The sequence below is a fragment of the Kosakonia sp. H7A genome (assembly GCF_003028445.1).
GTDB classification, from domain to species: Bacteria; Pseudomonadota; Gammaproteobacteria; order Enterobacterales; family Enterobacteriaceae; genus Kosakonia; species Kosakonia radicincitans.
This window is the reverse complement of record NZ_PYTZ01000001.1, coordinates 990,477-1,016,375: the sequence shown is the minus strand read 5'-3', so window position 1 is coordinate 1,016,375 and position 25,899 is coordinate 990,477. Positions and strand designations below refer to the sequence as shown.

General features: G+C 56.9%; 18 protein-coding genes. 7 read left to right on the top strand and 11 right to left on the bottom strand.

Translation table 11 applies throughout. From position 1 onward, the window contains the following. Positions 1 to 496: 496 nt before the first annotated feature. Positions 497 to 2,863 carry a TIM-barrel domain-containing protein gene (locus tag CWM66_RS04655; RefSeq protein ID WP_007374017.1) on the bottom strand — a complete coding sequence of 789 codons (2,367 nt, stop codon included), beginning with the start codon at positions 2,861 to 2,863 and terminating at the stop codon, positions 497 to 499. 15 nt (positions 2,864 to 2,878) lie between these two features. Continuing rightward, positions 2,879 to 4,180, bottom strand: coding sequence for an MFS transporter (locus CWM66_RS04650; protein ID WP_007374018.1), 1,302 nt, complete (start codon positions 4,178 to 4,180; stop codon positions 2,879 to 2,881). A gap of 297 nt (positions 4,181 to 4,477) precedes the next feature. Here CWM66_RS04650 and CWM66_RS04645 point away from each other — a divergent pair, with 297 nt between their 5' ends. Beyond that, a complete protein-coding gene (locus tag CWM66_RS04645) occupies positions 4,478 to 5,551 on the top strand; it encodes a LacI family DNA-binding transcriptional regulator (protein ID WP_007374019.1) in 1,074 nt (357 codons plus the stop codon). On the opposite strand, the gene CWM66_RS04640 is transcribed toward CWM66_RS04645, so the two are convergent. From CWM66_RS04640 to CWM66_RS04625, 4 genes are all read right to left on the bottom strand, one after another. After that, a complete protein-coding gene (locus CWM66_RS04640; RefSeq protein ID WP_007374020.1) occupies positions 5,548 to 6,807 on the bottom strand; it encodes a DUF1479 domain-containing protein in 1,260 nt (419 codons plus the stop codon). The two genes, CWM66_RS04645 and CWM66_RS04640, sit on opposite strands and share 4 nt — an antisense overlap. Before the next feature lie 161 nt (positions 6,808 to 6,968). Further along, positions 6,969 to 7,784 (bottom strand): Cof-type HAD-IIB family hydrolase, encoded by an 816-nt coding sequence (locus tag CWM66_RS04635; RefSeq protein ID WP_035885909.1) that lies wholly within the window; start codon positions 7,782 to 7,784, stop codon positions 6,969 to 6,971. Between the two features lie 280 nt (positions 7,785 to 8,064). After that, positions 8,065 to 10,497, bottom strand: a complete 2,433-nt coding sequence (locus CWM66_RS04630; protein WP_107146284.1) for a formate C-acetyltransferase/glycerol dehydratase family glycyl radical enzyme — start codon at positions 10,495 to 10,497, stop codon at positions 8,065 to 8,067. Positions 10,498 to 10,501: 4 nt separating this feature from the next. Continuing rightward, positions 10,502 to 11,401, bottom strand: coding sequence for a glycyl-radical enzyme activating protein (locus CWM66_RS04625; RefSeq protein WP_007374023.1), 900 nt, complete (start codon positions 11,399 to 11,401; stop codon positions 10,502 to 10,504). Between the two features lie 134 nt (positions 11,402 to 11,535). Between CWM66_RS04625 and fsa the strand changes: the two genes are divergently transcribed. Next, positions 11,536 to 12,198, top strand: coding sequence for a fructose-6-phosphate aldolase (fsa, locus tag CWM66_RS04620; protein ID WP_007374024.1), 663 nt, complete (start codon positions 11,536 to 11,538; stop codon positions 12,196 to 12,198). A 39-nt stretch (positions 12,199 to 12,237) separates the two neighbouring features. Here fsa and moeB read toward each other — a convergent pair whose 3' ends face one another. Continuing rightward, positions 12,238 to 12,987, bottom strand: a complete 750-nt coding sequence (gene moeB / locus CWM66_RS04615; RefSeq protein ID WP_007374025.1) for a molybdopterin-synthase adenylyltransferase MoeB — start codon at positions 12,985 to 12,987, stop codon at positions 12,238 to 12,240. A 2-nt stretch (positions 12,988 to 12,989) separates the two neighbouring features. After that, positions 12,990 to 14,222 carry a molybdopterin molybdotransferase MoeA gene (gene moeA, locus CWM66_RS04610; protein ID WP_090397203.1) on the bottom strand — a complete coding sequence of 411 codons (1,233 nt, stop codon included), beginning with the start codon at positions 14,220 to 14,222 and terminating at the stop codon, positions 12,990 to 12,992. 163 nt (positions 14,223 to 14,385) lie between these two features. On the opposite strand from moeA, the gene iaaA reads away from it, so the two are divergent. The 5 genes from iaaA to gsiD are packed head-to-tail and all read left to right on the top strand — an operon-like array spanning position 14,386 to position 20,668. Continuing rightward, positions 14,386 to 15,327, top strand: coding sequence for a beta-aspartyl-peptidase (iaaA, locus tag CWM66_RS04605; protein WP_107146283.1), 942 nt, complete (start codon positions 14,386 to 14,388; stop codon positions 15,325 to 15,327). A 10-nt stretch (positions 15,328 to 15,337) separates the two neighbouring features. Further along, positions 15,338 to 17,209 carry a glutathione ABC transporter ATP-binding protein GsiA gene (gene gsiA, locus CWM66_RS04600; protein WP_007374028.1) on the top strand — a complete coding sequence of 624 codons (1,872 nt, stop codon included), beginning with the start codon at positions 15,338 to 15,340 and terminating at the stop codon, positions 17,207 to 17,209. 33 nt (positions 17,210 to 17,242) lie between these two features. Then, positions 17,243 to 18,784 carry a glutathione ABC transporter substrate-binding protein GsiB gene (gene gsiB / locus CWM66_RS04595; protein ID WP_007374029.1) on the top strand — a complete coding sequence of 514 codons (1,542 nt, stop codon included), beginning with the start codon at positions 17,243 to 17,245 and terminating at the stop codon, positions 18,782 to 18,784. Between the two features lie 49 nt (positions 18,785 to 18,833). After that, positions 18,834 to 19,754 (top strand): glutathione ABC transporter permease GsiC, encoded by a 921-nt coding sequence (gene gsiC / locus CWM66_RS04590; protein WP_007374030.1) that lies wholly within the window; start codon positions 18,834 to 18,836, stop codon positions 19,752 to 19,754. A 2-nt stretch (positions 19,755 to 19,756) separates the two neighbouring features. Then, on the top strand, positions 19,757 to 20,668 hold the full coding sequence (gsiD, locus tag CWM66_RS04585) for a glutathione ABC transporter permease GsiD (protein WP_007374031.1): 912 nt from the start codon (positions 19,757 to 19,759) through the stop codon (positions 20,666 to 20,668). Positions 20,669 to 20,769: 101 nt separating this feature from the next. On the opposite strand, the gene rimO is transcribed toward gsiD, so the two are convergent. The 3 genes from rimO to CWM66_RS04570 form a co-directional block, all read right to left on the bottom strand. Next, positions 20,770 to 22,077, bottom strand: coding sequence for a 30S ribosomal protein S12 methylthiotransferase RimO (gene rimO, locus CWM66_RS04580; protein ID WP_035885906.1), 1,308 nt, complete (start codon positions 22,075 to 22,077; stop codon positions 20,770 to 20,772). A gap of 248 nt (positions 22,078 to 22,325) precedes the next feature. Next, positions 22,326 to 23,690: an HlyD family type I secretion periplasmic adaptor subunit gene (locus CWM66_RS04575; protein ID WP_035943230.1), complete on the bottom strand. Its 1,365-nt coding sequence runs from the start codon at positions 23,688 to 23,690 to the stop codon at positions 22,326 to 22,328. After that, the gene (locus CWM66_RS04570; RefSeq protein ID WP_035943547.1) at positions 23,677 to 25,857 is read right to left on the bottom strand and encodes a type I secretion system permease/ATPase; all 2,181 of its coding nucleotides are present in this window, start codon (positions 25,855 to 25,857) and stop codon (positions 23,677 to 23,679) included. Before CWM66_RS04570 ends, CWM66_RS04575 begins: the two co-directional genes overlap by 14 nt. Positions 25,858 to 25,899: the final 42 nt, after the last annotated feature.

The window sequence follows — 25,899 nt, the reverse complement described above, 5'->3', positions numbered from 1 at the left end:
TGTAAGCTCCCAGGGATACTCAGGTTTGCCGCCTTCCGGCAAAACCGTTGGTTTGACGTAGGTGGAATTGTTCCGTTCACCAGATGAACGGTGGTCACATCAACTCGGTATCACGTGAACGGGAAAAGGGGAAGCCACCGCGCTTCCCCTTTTCAATCCCCCGCGGCCCCGCGGGAAATCGGTGCTTCGCACTGCGCTCACCTCCCGCACATTTGCCTGCGGTCGGGTCGACTCGTGATTACTCGTCCCATCCATGGGACTCGCCCCTTCGGGGCCAGCGTAAGCGCTGTTCAAAATTGCTCCCGGCAATTTTGTCCTGCTCGACTCGCCTCTGGCCGCCATCCATGGCGTCCAGACCTTGTCATCTGCGCTTCGGTTCGCCGATTTCGAGCGGGGAACTTAACCCCATCGCTGCAAGACTGGTGTTAGCAAAAACTGTCTCATTGCTGAAAGGGCGCTGATGCCGGGTAAGCGCCAGCGCCATCCGGCATCGGCGTTATGCAAACATCCACTCCGTTGCCGCCACGCCATTGATCAATAACTGGCGTTTATCTCCCGCAGGCAGCGTCACTTTCAGCGCCTGCCAGGCCGGGCGGTAATCACCGCGGGTGCGCACCTGTAAATCCACGCTGCTGCCGCTGCAAACCATTTCCCATTCCAGCCACAGCGCATTGCCGTCTTTATATCCCCAGGATTCGCCATCATCTTCAAACAACAGACCGCCGGAACGCCCCGTACCTTTTACCGGGAAGAGTCTCAGCTCGCGGGTATCATCCGCTTTGGCATCCACATGGCTAATGCGCTCGCTCATCGGCAATCCGGCACCGGCACGAACCAGTAACGGCAGGGTTTCCAGCGGTGCATCCAGCGTTACCCACTGGCCCGGCGCATACCAGACGCCGCTGTAAAAGTCATACCAGCCGTTGTCATTGGCCGGTAACCACACGCGGCGTTCGCGCTGGCCGGGTTCAACCACGCTGGCGACAAGAATATCGCGGCCGAGCAGGAAGTCGTCGCACTCCTCGAACGTCTGTTGGTCATGTTCGTGATCGAGGAACGTTGGGCGCAACATCGGTTCATCGTCGACGTGCGCCTGCCACAGCAGCGTGTAGAGATAGGGCAACAGGCGGTAGCGCAATTCAATGGCGCTGCGGATCGCTGGTGTAATTGCCGGGTACATCCACGGTTCGTTGACCGTACGATCGTCGTTCCAGGAGTGGATGGTAAAGCGCGGATGCATCACGCCGTTCTGTACCCAACGAACGAACAGTTCCGCATCCGGTTTATCGCCGGAGAAACCGCCAACATCGTGACCGACGTTATACAACCCGGAAAGGCTCATGCCGACGCCCATCCGCGTGTTGTAACGCAGCGTATCCCAGTTGGTGCGGTTATCTCCGCTCCAGGTCTGCACATAGCGCTGCATCCCGGCGCAGCCGGAACGGGAGATCAGATACGGGCGTTTCTGCGGCGCAAAACGCTGCTGCGCTTCCATCGAGGCGCGCATCATCAGCAGCGGCATCACCGGGCGAATATGTTTGATGGCGATTTCGCGGCCAAAACCCTGGCAGCGCGCTTCGCCGTCCCACACTTCGAATTCATTATTATCGTTCCAGGTGGAATCAATCCCCATCTCCAGCAGTTGCGTGGTCACACCGTCCTGCCACCAGGCAACGGTCTGCGGATTGGTAAAATCGAGATGAGACCCTTCATCGTCCCAGAAGCTGGAACGCTCCGGCGCGTCGTTTTCCGAATCGCGAATAAACAGGCCTTTCTCCGCCACTTCGTTATAGCGCGGGTGATCCTGCAACAGGCAGGGTTTGATATTCGCCGCCAGCTTCAGCCCGGCATCGTGAAACGCCTGGCTCATCACTTTCGGCTGCGGCACTTTGTCGTAGTTCCAGTTAAAGACGTAGCGCTTACCGTTAATTGAGGTATAGCCGGAGGAGAGCTGGAACGAATCGCACGGAATCGCATGTTCTTCGCACAGGCGAATAAAGTTCATCAGCTGATTTTGCGCATCCGGCGCATCGGTGTAATGCATGGTCGAGCCGCTGTAACCGAGGCTCCATTTCGGCCCGAACAGCGTTTTCCCCGTCAGGCGGACAAACGCTTTGGTCACATCCAGTGCGCGTGCGCCGGTAAAAATGTAGTAATCGATATCACCGGCTTCGGCCTGCCAGCGGCGATAAGCGGTGTGGTAGTTATCGATTTCATTGCCCAGATCCAGCCAGCAACTGCTGAGGTTGTCATAAAACAAGCCGTAGCTGATATCGTCCCGGCGCGTCAGGGTAAAGGGAATGTGTTTGTACAGCGGATCGGTGCTGGCGGCGTTATATCCCATTGCATCAAGGTTGCGCATTTCATAGCGCTGGCCGTTACGTTGCAGGTTGCCCGCTTTTTCACCAAGACCGTAAAAGCGCTCCTCTTTTTTACGGCTGAGATAGTGCGCCACGCCGTCGCCGTGCGCGTTCACCAGATAGGCGCTGGTAGGACGATCGCCTGCCAGCCACTGCCACTCGCCCGCCGCATTGCGGTAGTGCCACTCCAGCCACAGCGGCTGGTGGACCGTCACGCGTAGCTGCGCGCTTTCCAGCACCAGCGTGTCGGCCTGCTGAGTCAGCGTCCAGGCGGGCAAGGTGAAGCCCGACACATCTTCGCGCGAACGGCCTTCCCACGGCACATCTTCACGCGGCGCAATACTCCAGGTTCTGTCCAGCGCCAGCTCGCCTTTGCGTTTTAGCAGCACGCGGAACAGATGCTCTTCCAGCACATACAGGCACAAGGTGTGTTGCCCGTCCACCAGCAGCTCAACGTGGTGAGCCGCCTGTTTTTGTAACGTCCAGTTTTTCAGCGTTTTCATTTCAACGATCCACAATCAGGCGCGTTTAGCGCGACGTTCAGCAATAAATGCCACCAGGAACAGAGCGCCAATCAGGTCAAAGAAACCCATGGCAATAAACAGCGGATTGAAACCAATCTTGTCGGCGGTCACGCCGATCAGCAGTGAAAAGAGGAAGCTGGCGATCCACGCCGCCGAGCCGCGCATGCCGTTCACCGTCGCCATTTGCCCTTTATCGAAGGACTCGACCACCAGTGCGCTCAACATGCAGGAGATGATCTGGTGGCCAAAACCGCCAATCGAGATCAACACAATGGTGATGTAGGGATCGCGCGTGATGGCGACCACGGCCAGCGAAATCATCAGGAATGCGCCGGTCACGGAACTGGCCACCACCGAGTTCACACGGGTGCAGCCAAACCAGCGGGTATAGAGTTTGGTCAGATAACCGCTCGCCACGCTGCCGAGGTCAGCGGCGAGGAACGGCAGCCAGGCGAACATCGCAATCTGCTTCAGATCCATGCCGTGCTCTTTCGCCAGATAGAGCGGCACCCAGAAACTCAGCACCGCCCATGCCGGTTCCGCCATAAAAGCGGGAATGGCGATACCGTAAAAGCGCTTGTTTTTCGATACGGTTTTCAGCGCAGTAAAGAAGGGGAGTTTCACCGCTGGCGGTTCGTGATCCTGCTGAATAAAGGTCAGTTCGTCCTTGCTCAGGTTCGGGTGTTTATCCGGATTATGGTAAAACGCCCACCACAAAATGACCCACACCAGCGCCAGCACGCCGGTAAACATAAACGCGCCCTGCCAGCCAAACGAGGCATGGGCGAAGTAGATGATCGGCGGCGCCAGCATCGCACCAATCGAGAAGCCGACGCCCGCCCAGCCCGCAGCAACCGGGCGTTCCGCTTTCGGGAACCATTCGCCGATGGTTTTGGCGTTGGCTGGCGTGGCAGCAGCTTCCGATGCGCCCATGGTGAAGCGCAGGATCGCCAGATGCACCCAGTTGGCAGCACCCGCGTGGAAGATACAGGCCAGCGCCCAGATAATGGCGCACACCATAAAGCCGACTTTCAGGCCGATAACATCAATCAGCCAGCCGCACAGCGGCTGAAAAATGGTGTAAGCGAGCTGAAAGGCGCCGACAATCCACGAGTACTGTTCGGTGGTGATACCGAGGCTGCTTTTCAGTTCCGGCGCCAGAATGCCCAGCGAGTTACGGGTGATGTAGTTCACCGTCACACCGAATAAAAACAGCACCAGCATCCACCAGCGTAATTTTTTCACTATCCGGCGGCTCTTGCTGGCCGCCATTTCGTTGTTGATTCCCTGGCTCATTCTTTTCTCCGCACATCGTTTTGTAGGGAAGTCGGGGCGAGTCTTTCAGATTTGTTATACCGAAGTGGTTCGCCAGAAGATTTTTTTCGTTTTTTGCCATCAAAATGCATACAACTAGTATGGAAGTTGTACGACAGGTTTACGTTAGGTGAGAAAAATGCGCCGCTAAAGCGGATTTTGTGCAAGGATTCTCATCAGTGACGGCAGATATGCGGCAAACTCTTATTCATGCCATGAATAACAGGGTTTATGGCTCATGAAAATTTTCCCATTCAGCAAATGGAGCGAGATCACAGAATGGATAAAAAGCTAAAAATCAGTGAAATTGCCCGCCGTACAAACCTGTCTACCAGTACCGTTTCACGCGTGCTGGCCGGTAAAGCAAACACCAGCGAGCAGGCACGAAGCGCGGTGCTCGCCTGCGCCCGTGAGCTGGGCGTGATGGAGGGCATTGCTGCCGGGCGTCTGTTGCTGAATAACCTGGTGGTCTTTGCGCCGCAGCGCGCTTTTGATGAGCGGTCCGACATCTTTTATTACCGCGTGATACAGAGCATCAACAAAGCGCTCGATTCTCACGAAGTACGGCTGCGCTACTGTGCGCTGGAGGAGCTGGACAGCGACGCCGGCACGTTTCTTGGCAGGATGCAGGCTGCGGAAACGCAGGCCGCAATCCTGCTCGGCATTGACGATCCGCACATTCACGATCTGGCAGCAGAGAGCGGTAAACCCTGCGTGTTGATCAACTGCCGCGACAGGCGGATGCGTCTACCGTCGATCGCGCCGGATCACCGCACCATTGGCGAATTTGCCGCACGCTATCTGTTTGATATGGGCCACCGCGACGTGGTGACTGTTATGTGCCTGCGCCGTTACACCATGGATCTGCGGCTGGCGGGGATCAAAGATGCCTGGCTGCATGACAATTTGCGCTTTAACAGCAAGCGCAATTTGATCACGGTTCCCAGTTTCAGCGCCCGCGAAGCGCAGCAGCGGGTGGGCGAGTGGCTGGACGACCCGGCGCATAATGTGCCGCCCACGGCATTTCTCGTCAGTGGGGATTTTATGGCGGAAGGCACGGTGCGCGCGTTGCAGCAGCGCGGTTTGCGTGTGCCGCAGGATATCTCGGTGATGAGTATCGATGCCTTTAACCTGGCGGCGATTCAGGATGTCCCGCTGACGGCGGTGCATGTTCCGCGCGATGAGCTGGGCGTTGAAGCGGTGCATCTGTTACAGCAGCGGTTGATTCGTCCGCAGGCGGCGGTCGGTTCGCTGCTGTTGAACGGCACGCTGGTGGTGCGGGAATCGGTACGGCGGATACGTTCGGGACAGCAACGCACCGCCGTTGAATGGCAGGGGCTATACGACGCTTAAACGTCGATACCCAGCGCGCGTTTACCGTGCGCATTCAGATCATCAAGCGTAAAGCGGCCTGTCCAGTCGCTTTCGTAGTTCTCGCGCGGGAAATCCCCCGGCGATGCGCCTTGCTCCAGCGCCACTTTCACCTTGCGGGCATAAGCGAGGTTCTTCTCGCACAGCGGCGCGGCGGGAATATACATCACGTTCCCCCAGCCCTGCTGGTTTTCCACCGGCGCGACCGAGTGGATAACATCGCAGTGCCACCACACGGAATCGCCCGCGTCCAGCGCTGGTATGCTGCTCAGCGCCTCAATCAGTAGCGGGTGCCACTTCTCTGAAACCGGCAGAACGCGGCCCGGCGCGACGCCGCACAGCTCATCCTCCGGCACATCGTCAAGCAGCGGACGCAGCAGGATATACGCCATCGCTTCCGGGATCGGCACCACGTGCAGCAATCCCTGGCCGGGGATCATGTCCGACAGCGCCGTCCAGCCCTGGAAGGTACGGAATACTGAGCATTTGGTGGTGTTATCCACCGTGTACTCTTCCACCTCGGTGCGATGCGCGGCATCCCACGGATCGTACTCTTCCAGTTTGCCGTTAAACACGCTGGCGAATACGCGCTGGTAAGCGGGCAGCAACCAGCGCTCCAGCGCGCCGGAATCGGTATGCGCGCCGAGCCCTTTTGAGGTGGTACCCGGCGGGCGACGGCGGATGCGATCCGGGTAGATCACGCTGACATCCGGGTCGAACCACTGGCGGCCTTCGCTTTCGAAACGCCACAGGCGATTGAGGAAAGATTGCACTGCCGCCATTTCATTGCTTTGCCGCGCCTGCATTTGCGCCTGCGACCAGTAAATCGGGTAGATTTCCGGGCGCGACGCTTCCAGCGTGCCAAAGAAGCTGTCGCCCGGGCCTTTATACACATCGTCAAAATGGTTGGCGTCGAGATAATCCAGCATTGCGCGATCCCAGCCCAGCGCCCGATCGCGCGGAAAGTGGCCTTTGATCACCGCGCAACCGCGCTGTTTAATCAGCGCCCGCTGCGCGTCGCTAACACGGCCCTGCGCAATATCGGCGTAAGGGATTTGTGGCCAGACCGATTCGCCGCGCGCTTGCAGCGCTTTGATCTCTGCGACACGGGCGGCAATCTGCTCGCTCAGGCGGTTAAAGACGCTTTGCACGTCGCCGATCTGCGCGCGCAGTGTCTGTTTCATCTGACGAATCGACGCTTTGTGATCGGCAGGCAAGGTCTCGCTGGTAAACGTCATGTGAACCTCTCAACTTTCATTCGAAAGAAATTAAACTTACAAGTGATAATCTAAGTTAAAAATAAGTTAATGCAAGTTTAAAAATTTGATGGGCAGCACAAAGGGAGAAAAGAGAGAAGAGCAGGGGAGGAAAAAGCCGGAGCGGGCGCTCCGGCGGGAGATTAGCGGTCGAACGGTGCGGTATTATCGAGCACGGCCTGAATCACGTTCAGCGCGCCCTGATGATTGTTGTCATCGGTCTGATGGCGGGCAATGGCTTTAATGGCATCCCCGGCGTTGCCCATGGCAAAGGAGAACTCCGTCATGCGTAGCATTTCAGCGTCATTACCGCTGTCGCCAATGGTGACGCACTGCTGCGGCGACACGCCCCAGCGTTTCAGCAGGCGGGTAATGCCGTTGGCTTTATGCAGACCGGGGATAATCAAATCAACGAAGCCAAAACCGCTGGTGACCGGCTTCATAATGCCATCAAGTGAGACATGCAGTTCATCGATGAGCTGCGGAATCTCGCTGTCCGGTAAGTTCAGCGAGAACTTAAACAGCGTGTCGTCAATCTTCTGGAAATCGCGCACCGGTTTTAAACGGTAGTAGTGCTTTGACATCAGATCGACAAATTCGGCCGGGGCGTTCTCGCTTACGTAGGCGCTTTCCAGCCCGCAGGCGACAAAGTTCAGGCTGCTGTCTTTTAACAGTTCGCCAATGACGACCTGCGCTTCGTGACGGGTCAGCTCACCGTGGAACAGTTGCTGGCCATGTTCATACACCAGCGCGCCGTTTTCGGCGACGAAACAAATCGTCTCTTTCAGTTCCGGGAAGAAGGAGATCAGCTGGTAATACTGGTTGCCGCTGGCGACCACAAACTCAATACCGCGCTGCTGAAGTTGCTGGAATTGCGCCATAAACCGCGTGCGATCGTACTGCTTGGCGTCATCAAGGAAAGTTCCGTCCATGTCAGTGACGATAACTTTGACGGTCATATACTGCGCTCCTGAATATTTTTGTAACGAGCAATATTCTAGAGACAATGTGAGCTGATGCACAAATTTTATTTCATATGAAAGTTTAACCGTCGTCTTTCGAACCGCAGGTGCGTTGGCTGCGGCGGTGCGCCCCGGTCACTTACTTGTGTAAGCTCCCGGGGACTTACCGCCTTGCCGCCTTCCTGCCATTCGAAATCCATAGGTTAAAGGGGAAGGGGGTACAGATAGCGGCGTTATGTATATTGCCGGACAAACGCAGCGCTGTCCGGCAATCACCTTACAAAGTGTGTTCGGTACGGGCGATAATGTCGTCCTGCGTATCCGGCGACAGGGCGGTGAAGAACGCCGAATAACCTGCCACGCGCACCACCAAATCGCGGTACTGATCCGGATGTTTTTTCGCTTCCAGCAGCGTCTCGCGCGAAACAATGTTGTACTGAATATGCCAGCCCTTATGCACTTCAAAGAACGTGCGCAGCAGCACCATCAGTTTCTGCTTATCGCTCTCGTTTTCCAGCGTTGCCGGGTTCAGCTTCTGGTTCAACAACACGCCGCCGAGGATCGCTTCGACCGGCAGTTTACCCACCGAACTGATGACCGCCGTCGGGCCGAGATGATCGGTACCGGAAGCGGGACTTGCACCTTCCGCCAGCGGGGTGTGCGCCTTGCGGCCATCCGGCGTTGCCATGGTGGCGGCACCAAACGGCACGTTGGCGGAAATCGACGACGTTCCGGCGTAGTAATTGCCGCCAATCGGGCCGCGGCCGTAGCGTGGATTATGGTACTGCTTCAGTTCGTCGATATAGGTCTGATAGGCGCGCACCAGCAGGTTATCCACGCTGTCATCGTCGTTACCGTATTTCGGCGCGCTGTTCACCAGACGCTGGCGCAGTTGTTCGTGCGTCAGGCCGTCAAAATTCGCCGCCAGCGCATCTGCCAGTTGCTGCTGCCCGATTACGCCCTGATCAAAGACCAGTTTTTTCACCGCAGCCAGGCTGTTGCCGAGGTTGGCGATCCCGACCTGCAAACCGGAAACCCAGTCATACTTCGCACCGCCCTGTTTGATGCTTTTCGCCCGTTCGATGCAGTCGTCAACCAGCGCTGAGCAGAGAATATCCGGCACGTTCTCTTCCAGCATGGTATCGACGACATACTCGATCTCGATGGATTTACGCGTGTAATAGCGGATCTGCCGATCCCACGCCTGCATCACTTCATCAAATGCCGCAAAGTTACCGGTGGAAAGCGCTTTGCTCTGCGGCAGGAAGATCTTACCGCTGGTGGCGTCGCGACCGCCTTCCAGCGCGGCCAGCATCACGCGGGCAAAATTGATAAAACTCATGCCGGTGCAGCGGTAGCCCCATTTGCCGCCGACCGCGGTTTCGATACAGCCAATCGCGGCATAGTCGTAGGCATCGGCCGTTTCGACGCCCAGTTTGATAAATTCCGGGATCACAATTTCGTCGTTATTGAACGCCGGCATGCCGAAGCCGCAGCGGATCACCTGCACGCAGGCGTCGAGGAAGTCGCTGCTCATCCCGGCGTGGTAACGCACGCTCAGGTTCGGCTGCGTGGAGCGCAGACGACCACAGGATTCGAGGATCGCATACGACAGCGGATTTACCGCATCCTGCGCTGCGCCGTTAATCCACTGCTGCCCGCCGATGGTGACGTTCTGGTACAGCGGGCTACCCGCCGACGCTTTCGAGTGCGAGCCGGAACGGATCTTGTTCACTTCCAGCAGCTTCAACCAGCAACTGTGCAACAGCTCGATGGCATCTTCCCGTTGCAGTGATTGTTGCAGTTCAACATCGCGGCGGTAATAGGGATAGAGATACTGATCCATGCGGCCGAACGAGACCGAGTGGCCGTTGGATTCAATTTGCAAAATCAACTGGATAAAATAGCAAAGCTGCAACGCCTGCCAGAAGGTTTTCGGCGGTTCATGGGCAATAATCAGGCAGTTTTCCGCTATCGCCAGCAGTTCGTCGCGGCGGCTTTGGCGCGTTTCTTCACCCGCCATTTTCCGCGCCAGATCGGCAAAACGCTCAATATGCAGGCTCACGGCCTCAAGCACGATATCGATCGCTTTCAGGAACTGGTCGCCGTGCAGATCGTCAAGCACCGTCAGGTTGATGCGCGTACGGCGTTCGTCCACTTTATGCCGCAGACCATCCAGCCCTTTCTCCAGCAGCAGCGGGAAGTTGACGGCGAGGTGCGCATCGCCGGAGGTCATATTGCCTTCGGCTTTAATAATGCCGGTGTCGAGCAGCGCTTTTTGTTCGTCGGTAAACATACCATAGCAACGATCCTGCACCGTCTGGCCGCGCCACCACGGGCAGATCTCATGCAGTATGCGCTTATTCTCTTCGCTGACGGCAAAACCGGCACCGGGGCGATCCGCCAGTTCGTCGATCTCTTTTTCAATCCACGAAACGGTGTATTCCGGGAAGATCGGCGCGGCGCGAACTTCGCTGGCCTGGTTGCCGATAATCAACTCGTCATGCTTGATCCAGATCGTGCGCTGCGCCAGATGGTGCGCCAGCGCCAGCGCGCGACGTACCGGCAGCGGTTTATCCATATTCTGCTGATAAATCTGAGTGTAATGGCGGGCGCGTTCGGTGCAGACCGGCGGTTTAACAATATGGATCAGCGCCGTTTTATGCGCTTTGATGCGGTCAGTCAGCGTGTTCAGTTGCAGTGTGGTCATGGTGTTATCCTCGTAATGTCGCCGTCAGCCCTTTCTGGCTGGCAAAATCTTCGGCAAACGCCAGCAATTGCGGGGCGTCGAGCGGCTTTTCAGGGGCGGTGTAGGGTTCGCCAAGCAGGTGGTACTTGTTCATGCCCAGCGTGTGATAAGGCAAAAAATGGATGTCGCTGACGTTCAGTTCGTCGGCGGCAAAGGTGGTAATGGCTTTGATTGACGCTTCGTCAGCGTTAAAACCGGGGATCAGCGGCACGCGGATGGTCATCTTTTTCCCCGCCTGCGCCAGCCGTTTCAGGTTGTCGAGCACGCGTCTGGCCGAACCGCCGGTCCACTGACGAAATAGAGCCTCATCGACGTGCTTCAAATCCGCCAGAAACAGATCAACGTAAGGCAGGGAAGGTTCGATATAGTGCCACGGCACATGCAGGCAGGTTTCCACTGCCGTATGAATACCCTGCTGGTGGCTGCTTTGCAGCAGCGCCTGCGCCAGTTGCGGGTTCATAAACGGTTCGCCGCCGGAAAGGGTGATCCCGCCGCCGCTGCGCAGGTAAAAGGGTTTATCGCGCAGCACGGCGGCCATGATTTCATCAACGCTTTGCGTTTCGCCGCAGACGCTCAGCGCCTGGGTCGGGCAGCAATCGGTCAGGGCGTTAAGCTGCGTATCGTTTAGCTTTTCCCGGTGGATCAGCAAACCGTTCAGCGCACGCTCAATCACCTGCGGTGCGGCCTGCTGACACAAATCGCAGCCTGCAAGGCACAGACGCTCATCAAACAGCAGGTCGCGCGTGCGGGAGCGGCTTTCCGGGTTCTGGCACCAGCGGCAGCTCAGCGAACAGCCCTTCAGAAAGACCACCGTACGAATACCGGGGCCATCATGGGTGGAATAGCGCTGAATATTGAAAATCATAACCTGCCTCCGTTATTTCATATGAATAGTAAATTACTTTCGAATGAAAGTTATTTTGATGAAGGTCAACTCTTTGGCGGGTTGTTGCGTGATAGCGTTAAAGCATGCGGAAACTCACACTTCAGGTGAAAACGATGGAACTCTATCTTGATACCTCTGATGTCGCGGCAGTGAAGAAACTGGCGCGTATCTTCCCGCTGGCGGGTGTAACCACAAACCCCAGCATTGTCGCCAGCGGCGCTATACCAATTGAGAAACTGTTGCCCGCCTTGCATGAGGCGCTGGACGGCCGCGGGCGGTTGTTTGCCCAGGTGCTGGCGAATGATGCCGACGGTATGGTGGCCGAAGCGCGTAAGCTGCGGGAAATGGTGGCCGATCTGGTGGTGAAAGTACCGGTAACGGCAGAAGGTCTGGCGGCGATTAAGCGCTTAAAAACGGAAGGTATTCCGACGCTCGGCACTGCCGTTTACGGCGCGGCGCAGGGATTGCTGGCGGCGCTGGCGGGCGCGGAGTATATCGCGCCGTATGTTAACCGCGTAGATGCGCAGGGCGGCGACGGAATTCAGACCGTGACAGAGTTACAGCGCCTGCTCACGCTGCATGCGCCGCAGTCGAAAGTGCTGGCGGCGAGCTTTAAAACACCGCGCCAGGCGCTGGATTGCCTGCTGGCGGGCTGTGCATCCATTACGCTGCCGCTGGATGTGGCGCAGCAGATGATTGCTGCTCCGGCGGTAAGTGCGGCAGTCGGGAAGTTTGAACAGGACTGGCTGGCGGCCTTTGGGCGCGTCACGCTCTGAGTAATAAGCCGGCTGGCATCGCGCCATCCGGCAATGACATCAGCCGCCGCATACTTCACAGGTGGGGTTGCGTTGCAGTTTCATTTCGCGGAACTGGCAGGTCATCGCATCATACATCACGATTTTCCCCGCCGCTGGCGTGCCATAGTGCGCCAGCACTTTTATCGCTTCCATCGCCTGCAACGAACCAATCACGCCCACTAATGGCGCCATCACACCGGCTTCCACGCAGGTCAGCGCGTTTTCGCCAAACAGGCGGCTCAGACAGCGGTAGCAGGGGGTATTTTCTTGCCAGGTAAAGACGCTGATCTGCCCCTCCATACGAATGGCCGCGCCGGAAACCAGCGGCACTTTATGCTGAAAACAGCCCGCGTTGAGTTGATTGCGAATGGCGACATTATCGGTGCAGTCCAGCACCAGGTCATGGGCGGCAATCTGCGCGAACAGCGACGCTTCATCCAGCAGCGCATTGATGGCGGTGTACTGCACATGCGGATTAATGCGCAGCAGCGATTCGCGGGCGGAATCCACTTTCGCCACGCCAATATCCGCATCGCCGTGCAGCGTCTGGCGTTGCAGATTGGAGAGCGCCACGCTATCGAAATCGAGCAGCGTCATCTGCCCGGCGCCCGCCGCCGCCAGATACTGCGCGGCAGCGCAACCCAGACCGCCCAGGCCGACCACCAGCACGCGGGCAGCTTTTAACCGCTCCTGACCGTCAAAATCAAAACCGCGCAGAATGATCTGCCGGTTGTAGCGCATCATCTCCGCGTCGCTGAGTTCGACCATCTTTAGCCTCCAAAGAGCGGGGTAAACATCTCAACGTCCACCCATTCGCCCGCTTCGACATTGCCGCGCTCGCGCTCCAGCACCACGAAACAGTTGCCCTGGCTGAAGGAGCTGAAAATGTGCGAACCCTGATGTCCGGTACTGCGCACTTCCAGCGAACCATCTTCGCCGCGGCTTACTATGCCGCGCTGGAAATCGAGACGACCGGGTGTCTTTTTCAACCGTTCCACGGCGCGGGCGCGAAAACGCAGCGGCTCGAAAGTAGCCGTATCGCCGCTCAGTTTCGCCAGCAGCGGCTGCACCAGTTGGTAGAAAGTGAGAACAGCGGAAACCGGATTGCCGGGCAGACCGCAGAACCAGCTATGGCTCAGCTTGCCGAAGGCGAAGGGTTTGCCGGGCTTGATCGCCAGCTTCCAGAAGGCGATTTCGCCCAGTTCGTCGAGGATGGTTTTGGTGTAATCGGCTTCGCCTACCGACACGCCGCCGGAGCTAATGACCACATCGGCCTGCTGGTCTGCGGCAATAAAGGTCGCACGCAGTTTTTCCGGATCGTCCGGAATAATGCCGAGGTTAATCACCTCGTAACCCAGTTGCGCCAGCATCAGATGAATAGCCAGGCGGTTGGTGTCATAAATCTGCCCGTCGGCCAGCGGTTGCCCCGGCAGTTGCAGCTCGTCACCGGTAGAGAACAGCGCCACGCGGACTTTGCGCAGCACGGAGACATCCGCAATGCCCAGCGATGCCAGCACTGGCAACTCGGCGGCAGTCAGTTTGGTTCCGGCGCGAAACACCACGGCATCTTTGGTGATATCTTCACCGGCCCTGCGGATGTTCTGATTTTGGCGTACCTCAGAGGTAAAGCGGATACCGGCGTCTTTTTGCTCGGTTTGTTCCTGCATCACGACGGCATCGCAACCGGCAGGAATCGGCGCGCCGGTCATAATGCGCACGCAGGTGCCTGCTGGCCACTCGCCTGCGAAAGGCTGTCCGGCAAAGGCTTTGCCCGCCACCGGTAAAGCGCTGCCGCTACTCACATCGGCGATCCGCACGGCATAACCGTCCATCGCCGAGTTATCAAAACCGGGGACATTTAGCGGGGAGATAATATCTTCTGCCACCACGCGGCCAAAGCAGGCGATGAGCGGTAAGGTTTCGCTTTCCGTCAGCGGCGAAATGCGTGACAACATCTGTGACAGGGCCGTCTCCAGTGAGATCAGGCCATTTGATGATTCCATATTTACTGTCCTGCACAATGCGTTAAGGGGCACATTATGGCAGAAAAGGCGAGTCGCCAACACGGCTTGCGGCTACCTCGTTGTAATCACATCGCTTTACATCGTTGTAACGAATTTCTATATTCAGAAATCGTCGGAAACGAAGTGAACCCGGGCAGCACAAATGGTGAAAGCGGTAATCGCAATACATGGCGGGGCGGGAGCGATCGCCCGTGCGCAGATGAGCCAGCAACAGGAGCTGCGATATGTCGAGGCACTCTCTTCGATTGTCGAAACCGGCCAGCGAATGCTGGAGGCGGGCGAAAGCGCGCTGGACGTGGTCACCGAAGCGGTGCGCCTGCTGGAAGAGTGCCCGCTGTTTAACGCCGGGATCGGCGCGGTGTTCACCCGCGATGAAACCCACGAACTTGATGCCTGCGTGATGGATGGCAACACTCTGCACGCCGGGGCCGTCGCAGGCGTCAGCCGCCTGCGCAACCCGGTGCTGGCGGCGCGGCTGGTGATGGAGCAAAGCCCGCACGTATTAATGATTGGCGAAGGGGCGGAGAATTTCGCCTTTTCGCACGGTATGGCCGAGGTTTCGCCGACGATCTTCTCTACGCCGGAGCGTTTCCAGCAACTGTTGCAGGCGCGGGAAAACGGGCAAACGGTGCTCGATCATGGCTCTGCGCCGCTCGATGAGAGTAAAAAATTCGGTACGGTTGGTGCGGTGGCGCTCGATAAACAGGGGAACCTGGCGGCCGCGACCTCTACGGGTGGTATGACCAATAAATTGCCGGGGCGCGTCGGCGACAGCCCGCTGCCGGGCGCCGGGTGTTATGCCAATAACGCCAGTGTAGCGGTCTCCTGTACCGGCACCGGCGAAGTCTTTATCCCCACGCTGGCGGCGTACGATATTGCGGCGCTGATGGACTACGGCGGATTAAGCCTGCACGAGGCCTGCGAAGCGGTGGTGATGGATAAACTCCCGGCGCTCGGCGGCAGCGGCGGGCTGATTGCTATCGATCGTGAAGGCAATGTCGCATTGCCGTTTAACAGCGAAGGGATGTACCGCGCCTGGGGCTATGCCGGCGATGCGCCGAGCGTAGGCATTTATCGTGAATAAGGAGAGTGGGGTGTCGCACGGGGTTGAGACAGATGCCGATGTGGTGCTGGATGTCCGCAATCTGAATATCGGTTTTCGTGATGAAAAAGAGCTGACCCCGGCGGTACGTCACCTCTCATTTTCCCTGAAACGGGGCGAAACGCTGGCGATTGTCGGCGAGTCCGGCTCCGGTAAATCGGTGACGGCGCTGTCGCTGCTGCGCCTGATTGAACAGGCAGGCGGTGAAGTGAGCTGCGATCATATGCGCTTGACGCGGCGCAATCGCCAGAAAGTGGATCTGACCCGCCTCTCTTCGTCGCAGATGCGTAGCGTGCGCGGCGCTGACATTGCGATGATTTTTCAGGAACCGATGACCTCGCTCAACCCGGTCTTTCCGGTTGGCGAGCAGATTGCCGAGTCGATTCGCCTGCACCAGCGGCTGGGGCGTGAAGATGCGATGAATGAAGCGCGGCGCATGCTCGACCTGGTGCGCATTCCGGAGTCGCAGGCTATTTTATCCAGCTTCCCGCATCAGCTTTCCGGCGGCATGCGCCAGCGGGTGATGATTGCTATGGCGCTGTCGTGTCGCCCGGCGGTGCTGATCGCCGACGAGCCGACCACCGCGCTGGATGTCACGATCCAGGCGCAGATCCTGCAACTGATCGCGGTGCTGCAAAAAGAGATGTCGATGGGGGTGATTTTTATCACTCACGATATGGGCGTGGTGGCGGATGTCGCCGACCGGGTTCTGGTGATGAACGATGGCGAAGCGGTGGAGACGGGCACGGTAGATCAGGTTTTCAATGCGCCGTCGCATCCTTATACCAAAGCGCTGCTGGCTGCAGTGCCCAAACTTGGCGCGATGAACGGCAGCAATCTGCCGCGCCGCTTTCCGCTGATTTCCATGAAAAACCCTCAGCATCAGGAAGCGGAAACCGAACAGAATACGGTGGTGCCGGGCGAGCCGATTTTGCAGGTGCGCGATCTGGAAGCGCGCTTTCCGCTGCGCAGCGGCATTCTCAACCGCGTGACCAAAGAGGTACATGCGGTGGAAGGCGTCAGCTTTGATCTCTGGCCGGGCGAAACGCTGTCGCTGGTCGGTGAATCCGGCTGTGGAAAGTCAACCACCGGGCGGGCGCTGCTGCGGCTGGTGGAGAGTCAGGGCGGTTCGATTATCTTTAACGGCCAGCGGATCGACACGTTGCCGGACAGCAAATTGAAACAGGTGCGTCGCGATATTCAGTTTATTTTCCAGGATCCTTATGCTTCGCTGGATCCCCGCCAGACGGTGGGCGATTCGATTATCGAGCCGCTGCGGGTGCACAATTTATTAGCGGAAAAAGAGGGACATCAGCGGATTGAGTGGCTGCTGGAGCGCGTCGGCCTGAAACCGGAGCACGCCTGGCGTTACCCGCATGAGTTTTCCGGCGGCCAGCGGCAGCGCATCTGCATTGCCCGCGCGCTGGCGCTGAATCCGCGCGTGGTAGTGGCGGATGAGTCGGTCTCGGCGCTGGATGTCTCTATCCGCGCGCAGATCATCAATTTATTGCTCGATCTCCAGCGTGAAATGGGGATCGCGTTCCTGTTTATTTCCCACGATATGGCGGTGGTGGAGCGCATCAGCCACCGGGTGGCGGTAATGTACCTTGGGCAGATTGTTGAGATTGGCCCGCGCCGCGCGGTATTCGAAAACCCGCAACACCCCTATACGCGCAAATTAATGTCGGCGGTTCCGGTGGCCGATCCTGCGCATACCCATGCGCAAAGAGTGCTGTTATCTGATGACATGCCCAGCAATATCCGCAAGCGCGGCGAGTCAATGCAACGCGTGCAGTTGCAGAACGTGGGGCCGGGGCACTATGTTGCCCGTTCCACGCCTGGCAGTACGCAGTCCCGTTTTTAACTGAGCAGTGGCAGGGTTATTCAGGAGAGCAACATGACACAATTCGTTTACCGGCAGTGGCGGCTCGTTGCAGGCATGTTGTTCGCGCTGACCGCCACGCAGGCCTTTGCCGCGAAAGACGTGGTGGTTGCGGTCGGCTCCAATTTCACCACGCTCGATCCCTATGATGCCAATGACACGCTGTCGCAGGCGGTAGCAAAATCCTTTTATCAGGGGCTGTTTGGCCTGGATAAAGATATGAAACTGGAAAACGTGCTGGCGCAAAGCTACACAGTTTCTGCCGACGGGCTGATCTACACCATTTTCCTGCGTCAGGGCGTGAAGTTTCAGGATGGAACCGATTTTGATGCCGCAGCCGTTAAGGCCAACCTCGATCGCGCCAGCGATCCGGATAACAGCCTGAAGCGCTACAACCTGTATAAAAATATCGACTTAACCGAGGTGGTGGATCGCTACACGGTAAAAATCATTCTTAAGCAGCCTTTCTCGGCGTTTATCAATATCCTGGCGCATCCGGCAACGGCGATGATCTCTCCGGCGGCGCTAAAAAAGTACGGCAAAGATATCGGTTTTCATCCGGTGGGTACCGGCCCGTATGAACTGGAAGCCTGGAATCAGACCGACTTTGTGAAGGTGAAGAAGTTCGACGGTTACTGGCAGAAAGGGCAGCCGAAACTCGATTCCATCACCTGGCGCCCGGTGGTGGATAACAATACGCGTGCGGCGATGCTGCAAACCGGCGAGGCGCAGTTCGCATTTCCGATCCCTTATGAGCAGGCGGAAGTGCTGAAGAGAAACAGCAAGCTTGAACTGGTCGCCAGCCCGTCGATTATGCAGCGTTACATCAGCATGAACGTCACACAAAAACCGTTTGATAACCCGAAAGTGCGCGAAGCGATTAACTACGCTATCAACCGCCCGGCGCTGGTGAAGGTAGCTTTTGCCGGTTTCGCTACGCCCGCTACCGGCGTGTTGCCGCCGTCGATCCCCTATTCGCAGGCATATCAGCCCTGGCCTTACGATCCGGCAAAAGCCCGCGAGCTGCTGAAAGAGGCGGGTTATCCGCAGGGCTTCAGCACAACGCTGTGGTCGTCGCATAACCACAGTACCGCGCAGAAGGTGTTGCAGTTTACCCAGCAGCAACTGGCGCAGGTGGGGATTAAAGTGCAGGTGACCGCGATGGATGCCGGGCAGCGCGCGGCGCAAGTGGAAGCCAAAGGGCAGAAAGAGAGTGGCGTACGCATGTTTTATACCGGTTGGTCGGCCTCAACCGGCGAAGCAGACTGGGGGCTGTCGCCGCTGTTTGCTTCATGGAACTGGCCGCCGACGCAGTTCAACACCGCGTTTTACAGTAACCCACAGGTGGATAAAGATTTTGCCGATGCGCTAAGAACCTTCAGCCCGCAAGAGAAAGAGCGTTTGTACAAACAGGCGCAGGACATCATCTGGCAGGAGGCGCCATGGGTGCCGCTGGTGGTGGAAAAGCTGGTTTCCGCGCATAACAAGAAGCTGACCGGTTTCTATATCATGCCCGATACCGGGTTCAGCTTTGACAATGCTGATTTGGTGAAATAACTGACTCATTCCACCTTACCGGACGGAAGGGGGCATGAGGGAACAAGCGATGCTTAATTATATTATTAAACGCCTGCTGGGCCTGATCCCGACGCTACTGATTGTGGCTGTGCTGGTGTTTTTATTTGTGCATTTACTGCCAGGGGATCCGGCGCGGCTGATTGCCGGGCAGGAGGCTGACGCGCAGGTGATTGAACTGGTGCGCCGCCAGCTTGGGCTGGATCAGCCACTGTGGTTACAGTTCTGGCACTACATCACCAGCGTGTTGCAGGGGGATTTCGGCATTTCGATGGCGTCCCGCCGCCCGGTAGTGGATGAGATCGCCAGCCGCTTTATGCCGACGCTGCTGCTAACCCTCACCAGCATGTTCTGGGCGATGCTGTTCGGGCTGGGTGCCGGCATTGCCGCCGCCGTGTGGCGCAACCGCTGGCCGGATCATCTGGGAATGGCGCTGGCGGTCACCGGGATCTCATTCCCCGCTTTTGCGCTGGGGATGCTGCTGATGCAAATCTTCTCCGTTGAACTGGGCTGGTTGCCGACCGTGGGCGCCGATAGCTGGCAGCACTATATTTTGCCTTCTTTGACGCTGGGCGCGGCCGTGGCCGCCGTGATGGCGCGCTTCACCCGCGCCTCGTTTGTTGATGTGCTGAATGAGGATTATATGCGCACCGCGCGCGCCAAAGGCGTCAGCGAGCGCTGGGTGATCCTTAAGCACGGTCTGCGTAATGCGATGATCCCGGTCGTCACTATGATGGGGCTGCAATTTGGCTTCCTGCTGGGCGGCTCGATTGTGGTGGAAAAAGTCTTTAACTGGCCGGGGCTGGGGCGTTTGCTAGTGGACTCGGTGGAAATGCGCGACTACCCGGTGATCCAGGCGGAAGTGCTGCTCTTTTCGCTGGAATTTATTCTTATCAACTTGGTGGTTGATGTGCTCTACGCCGCGCTCAACCCTGCTATCAGGTATAAGTAAGGATGCGATTGTTTAACTGGCGCCGACAGGCGATTTTGAACGCCATGCCGGTGGTGAAACCGGGACATGTCCGCACGCCGTGGCATGAGTTCTGGCGACGTTTTTGCCGCCAGCCACTGGCTATGGCCGCCGGGCTGTTTGTGCTGCTGCTGATCCTGCTGGCGGTAATTGCGCCGTGGATTGCTCCCTACGATGCGGAAACCTACTTCGACTATGACCGGCTGAATGAAGGGCCGTCGCTGGTGCACTGGTTCGGCGTCGATTCGCTGGGCCGCGATATCTTCAGCCGCGTGCTGGTTGGCGCGCAGATCTCGCTGGCGGCCGGCCTTTTTGCCGTGCTGATTGGCGCAGCGATTGGTACGGTGCTTGGGTTGCTGGCGGGTTATTACGAAGGCTGGTGGGATCGCCTTATCATGCGCATCTGCGACGTGCTGTTCGCGTTTCCCGGCATTCTGCTGGCGATTGCGGTGGTGGCGGTGATGGGCAGCGGGATGGCGAATGTGATCATTGCCGTGGCCGTCTTCTCGGTGCCCGCTTTTGCCCGCTTGGTGCGCGGCAATACGCTGGTGCTGAAGCAGCAGACGTTTATCGAGTCGGCGCGCAGCATCGGTGCCAGCGATACGGTGATTTTGTTCCACCATATTCTGCCGGGAACGGTGTCGTCGATTGTGGTCTATTTCACCATGCGTATCGGCACCTCGATTATCTCTGCCGCCAGCCTGTCGTTCCTCGGAATGGGCGCGCAACCGCCGACGCCGGAGTGGGGCGCGATGCTCAACGAAGCACGTGCGGATATGGTGATTGCCCCACATGTGGCGCTGTTTCCATCTCTGGCGATTTTTCTGACGGTGCTGGCGTTTAACCTGTTCGGCGACGGCCTGCGCGACGCGCTGGATCCGAAGATTAAAGGGTAAGGCCGATCTCTATTGCCGGATGGCGGCGTCGGCTTATTTGATCTGGGGAAATGGTACAGCAGAAACAAAAAACCCGGCATAGTAGCCGGGTTTTTATGGCATTAAACGCGGGAGCCCCACAGGTCGTACTCGTCGGCGTTTTCCACTTTCACGCGGATCACATCGCCCGGTTTGACACGGGTTTCACCGTTCAGGTACACCGCGCCGTCGATCTCAGGCGCATCTGCCATGCTGCGGCCAATCGCGCCTTCTTCATCCACTTCATCAATGATGACGAGAATTTCGCGGCCGATTTTTTCCTGCAAACGTTCCGCCGAGATCTGCTGTTGCAACTGCATAAAGCGGTTCCAGCGCTCCTCTTTGACCTCTTCCGGCACCTGATCCGCCAGCTCGTTGGCCGTTGCGCCTTCCACCGGGCTGTATTTGAAGCAGCCGACGCGATCCAGACGCGCTTCTTTCAGGAAATCCAGCAGCATCTGGAAATCTTCTTCGGTTTCACCAGGGAAGCCGACGATAAAGGTGGAGCGCAGGGTCAGCTCCGGGCAAATCTCACGCCACTGTTTGATGCGCGCTAACTGACGATCGACCGAACCCGGGCGCTTCATCAGCTTGAGAATGCGTGGGCTGGCGTGTTGCAGCGGGATATCCAGGTACGGCAGGATTTTGCCTTCCGCCATCAGCGGAATGACATCATCAACGTGCGGATACGGATAAACGTAATGCAGACGCGTCCAGATGCCGAGCTTCGCCAGTTGCTCGCACAGGCCGACCATACTGGTTTTCACCGGCTCGCCGTTATGGAAGCCCATGCGATGCTTCACATCCACGCCATAAGCGGAAGTATCCTGCGAGATCACCAGCAGCTCTTTCACGCCCGCATCGACCAGACGTTTGGCTTCGGCCAGCACATCGCCAATCGGACGGCTCACCAGATCGCCACGCATCGACGGGATGATGCAGAAGGTGCAACGGTGGTTACAGCCTTCGGAAATTTTCAGATACGCGTAGTGACGCGGCGTCAGTTTTACGCCCTGTTCCGGCACCAGGCTGATAAACGGGTTGTGTTTCGGTTTCGGCACATAGTGATGAACATGGGACAGCACCTGCTCATAGCTGTGCGGCCCGGTGATTTCCAGCACCTTCGGATGCACTTCGCGAATTTGATCTTCTTTCGCACCCAGGCAACCGGTGACGATAACTTTGCCGTTTTCGTTCAGCGCTTCGCCGATGACTTCCAGCGACTCTTGCACCGCGCTGTCGATAAAGCCGCAGGTATTGACGATAACCATATCGGCGTCGTCATAGCTCTGGACAACGTCGTAACCTTCGGTGCGCAGCTCGGTAAGGATGCGCTCGGAATCGACCAGGTTTTTCGGACACCCTAACGATATAAAACCAATCTTAGACATTTTTTATACTGTACATTGCTCGGAATCGGGGGATTATACATATGCCTCAACGGTACAGCTATATCTGCTGGTTATCGAAAAGGCCGCATAAAAGGGTTAACCGGGCGTTTGTTTTACGCGCCGAATGGAACTTATTGAAATTGAAGATCCCCGGCGGGCGCTGTTCGCTCGAAGAACACAATAAAAGATCATCTGATGGGGCCGGGCGATGGTGTACGGGTGGCGGCGCAGCGACACCCGTCGTGATTTTACCTTTCATGTAATGCATCTGCTCTGGCGCGCAAGAGCGGTTTTAACAGGTACTGAAGAATGGTGCGCTTACCCGTAATAATATCGACCGAAGCCACCATACCCGGAATGATTAATAACGGTTTATCGTCAGTGCCAAGATGGTTTTTATCGGTGCGCAGACGAATAACATAGAAACTATTCCCATCCTTATCTGTCACCGTATCCGGGCTTATCTGCACCAGTTTGGCAGGCAGACCACCGTAAATGGTGTAATCGTAAGCGGAGAATTTCACCATCGCTTCCTGCCCCGGATGGATAAAGGCAATATCCTGCGGGCGAATTTTTGCCTCAATCAGCAACGTGTCATCCAGCGGTACGATTTCAACCATATCATTTCCTGGCTGAATAACGCCGCCAATGGTGTTGACCATGACCTGCTGCACAATCCCCCGTACCGGTGAGACGACCATGGTGCGATTGACCCGGTCTTCAATCGCTTTGTTGGTTGCTTCGGCTTTGCTGAGATCGGTACGAGCCTGATTCAGTTGAGTGAGTGCGTCGCTGCGGGTATTGTCCAGCGTCTCTTTGATTTTGCTTTCTATCTCTTTTACCGCGGCTACCGCACCCGGTATCGCCACTGTTGTGGTGTCCAGTTGCCCGCGCGTCTCCACTTCTGTTCGCTGGAGTCGCAACACTTCCACGCGGGAGATCGCGCCTTTGCTGATTAACGGGACAGAAAGGCTGATCTCCTGTTGCAACAATTGCAGGCTTTTCCGGTACTGCCCGGCTTTGGCCTGCATATCAAGCAGTTCCTGTTTTTTTTGCACCAGCTGTTCATTCAGCCCCGCGATAGCGCTGTTGACGCGGTTATTAATGCTGGTAAACAGTTCCATTTCGCCTTTGGCGATATCCGGCGCATCTTTAACAATATCGGGTGACAACGTCAGCGTTGTGTCGCCATTCGTCTGGGCTGTCAGGCGCTCTACGCGCGCCCGCAATGCCAAACGATCGGCACCGGTTTCCTCGGCATTCGAACGAAAACGGGTATCATCGAGCCGAATGAGCGGCGCACCGGCATTCACAATATCGCCATCGCGCACGTAGACCTGAGCGACAATCCCGCCCTCCAGGTTTTGAATTTTTTGCAGACGAGCAGAGGGAATCGCCCGGCCTTCTCCGCGCGCCACTTCATCAATATCGGCGAGGGCCGACCAGAAAAACATGCAGATAAAAAAGGCAAATATTGCCCACAGCGTGATACGCATAACGCGCGGTGAGTCATCGATTACCGCCTGATTGACTTCATTAATGGCGATTGGGCTGGATTTTCTGTCGCCGAAAAGCCAGCCCATCAGGCGGCTAAGCATGTCAACGATTCGCATGGATTTGCCCCTTTTTCAGAGCACTCATCACACTCTCTTTCGGACCATCGGCAATGATTTTGCCGTTATCGAGAATGATGAGTCGTTCAACCAGTGACAGTAATGAAGCGCGGTGGGTCACCAATAACAGCGTTTTATCGGCTACCACCGGCATCAAGGCTTTTTTGATCAGTTCTTCGCTCGTGTTATCCATTGAGCTGGTCGGTTCATCCATCAACAAAATGGGGGGATTGAGCAGCAGCGCGCGGGCCAGCGCCACCGCCTGGCGCTGGCCGCCGGAAAGGTTCATTCCACGCTCTCCCACGCGCATGTTATAGCCGGAGGGATGGCGACGCGCGAACTCATGCACGCCGGTGATTGTAGCCACCTGCAGCATCGCTTCTTCATCCATATAGCTGGCGCCATACAGCAAGTTGTCGCGCAACGTGCCGCTAAATAAATGAATATCCTGCGGCGCATAGCCAATGTTGTGGCGCAGCTCATGCACATCCAACTGCCGGGCATCGATATCGTCAATCAATATGCTGCCTGCATCCGGCTGGTAGAAGCCGACCAGCAATTTTGCCAGCGAGCTTTTGCCGGAACCGCTGCGGCCAATAATGCCGATTTTTTCGCCCGGCTTGATAGTCAGAGAAATATTATTCAGCGATGTATATTGATTGGATGGATAGTGAAACGTGACATCGCGGAACTCAATCGCGCCAGAGAGTTTCTCGCGTTTTAACGGAACCTCATCGTCGTGGATCTCCTGCTCCAGATCCATCATGCGATCCACGGTTTCTTTGGTGGTTTTTGCCCGTTGATAACGGGTAATCAGCCCGCAAAGCTGTCCGACAGGCATCATGGCGCGGCGATGCAGTAAGTAGCAGGCAACCAGGCCGCCCTGGGTGAGATTACCGCTGATAATGACATAAACCCCGGCGACGATAATCGCCACTCCGCTGGCCTGCTGCACCCACGAGGTAAAGTTAACCGCGACGAACGAGAGCGATTTCACCTTCAATTCCATTTTACTGAGCTGACCAATAATCTGTTCCCACTGATACTGGCGTTCGCTTTGCGCGTTATTCACTTTGATGGCATCAAGCCCGGTCAGGGTTTCGACCAGCATGGCCTGACGCTCGCTGGACAAGCGGAACGTTTTTTGGACTCTGGACATCAACGGGCGCTGGAGCAGCCAGTTACCCACCAACGCAACCGGGTAGGCGACCAGCGGAATAAAAACCAGCGGGCCGCCGATGATGCCGATGACCAGTACAATGAGCAGGGTGAAAGGAAAGTCGATCATCCCGGTCAGCGTCAGCGAGGAGAGAAAATCGCGCACTGACTGATACTCCTGGAAATTTTGCGCAAAGCTTCCGACGCGCGGCGGGCGAAGCTTCATCTTCATGCCCAGCATGCGTTCAAATAGCGCCGCAGAAACGATCAGATCCGTTTTTTTACCCGCCAGATCCAGACACATGCCGCGCAATATTTTCAGAATAAAATCAAAAAAGTAGGCAATGGTAATGCCAATTGCCAGCACCCATAACGTCACCGTCGCCTGATTGGGTACGACGCGATCATAGACGTTCATAACGAACAGTGGAGCGGCCAGTGCGATGATATTAACCAGCAGACTGGCAATCACCGCATCGATATAGAGAAACTTCGAGAGCTTCAGCGTATCCTGGAACCAGTTTTTGGTACGCGGAATCTTCGCCGTCGCTTGTGTATCGTATTCATGCTGCGGCTGGAGAAAGATCGCGACACCGCTGTAATCCTCCTCCAGTTCTTCGCGCGTCAGGGTAATTTCCCCACCTTCCGTTTCACTCGGTAACAGCCGCGCCTTTTCTCCGTCCCAGGCGACCAGCACGGCAGCCTGGTTGTTTTTCAGCAGCAGGATCGCCGGTAATGAGTGGGAAGAGATAGTCTGAAGCGGGCGCTGGAGCGTTCTCGCTTTCAAATCGACCCGTGCCGCCGCGCGCGGAAAAATGCTGAGGATCAGCGTATGGTTTTTTAGCGGCAGCCCGGACGTTAAGGCGTGACGCGACGTAGTAATGTTGTGCAGCGTGCAGACAATCATCAGGCAATCCAGTAAAGGATCGTCATGTGTCTGTCGTGGATCGCTCCTGAGAATCTCATTAGACGAATCAGTGTTATCTTGAGAATCATCATGTTGCGTCATATTCTGACCTCTCAAACCAGCGGTAAATCTGCTATGCGGAGA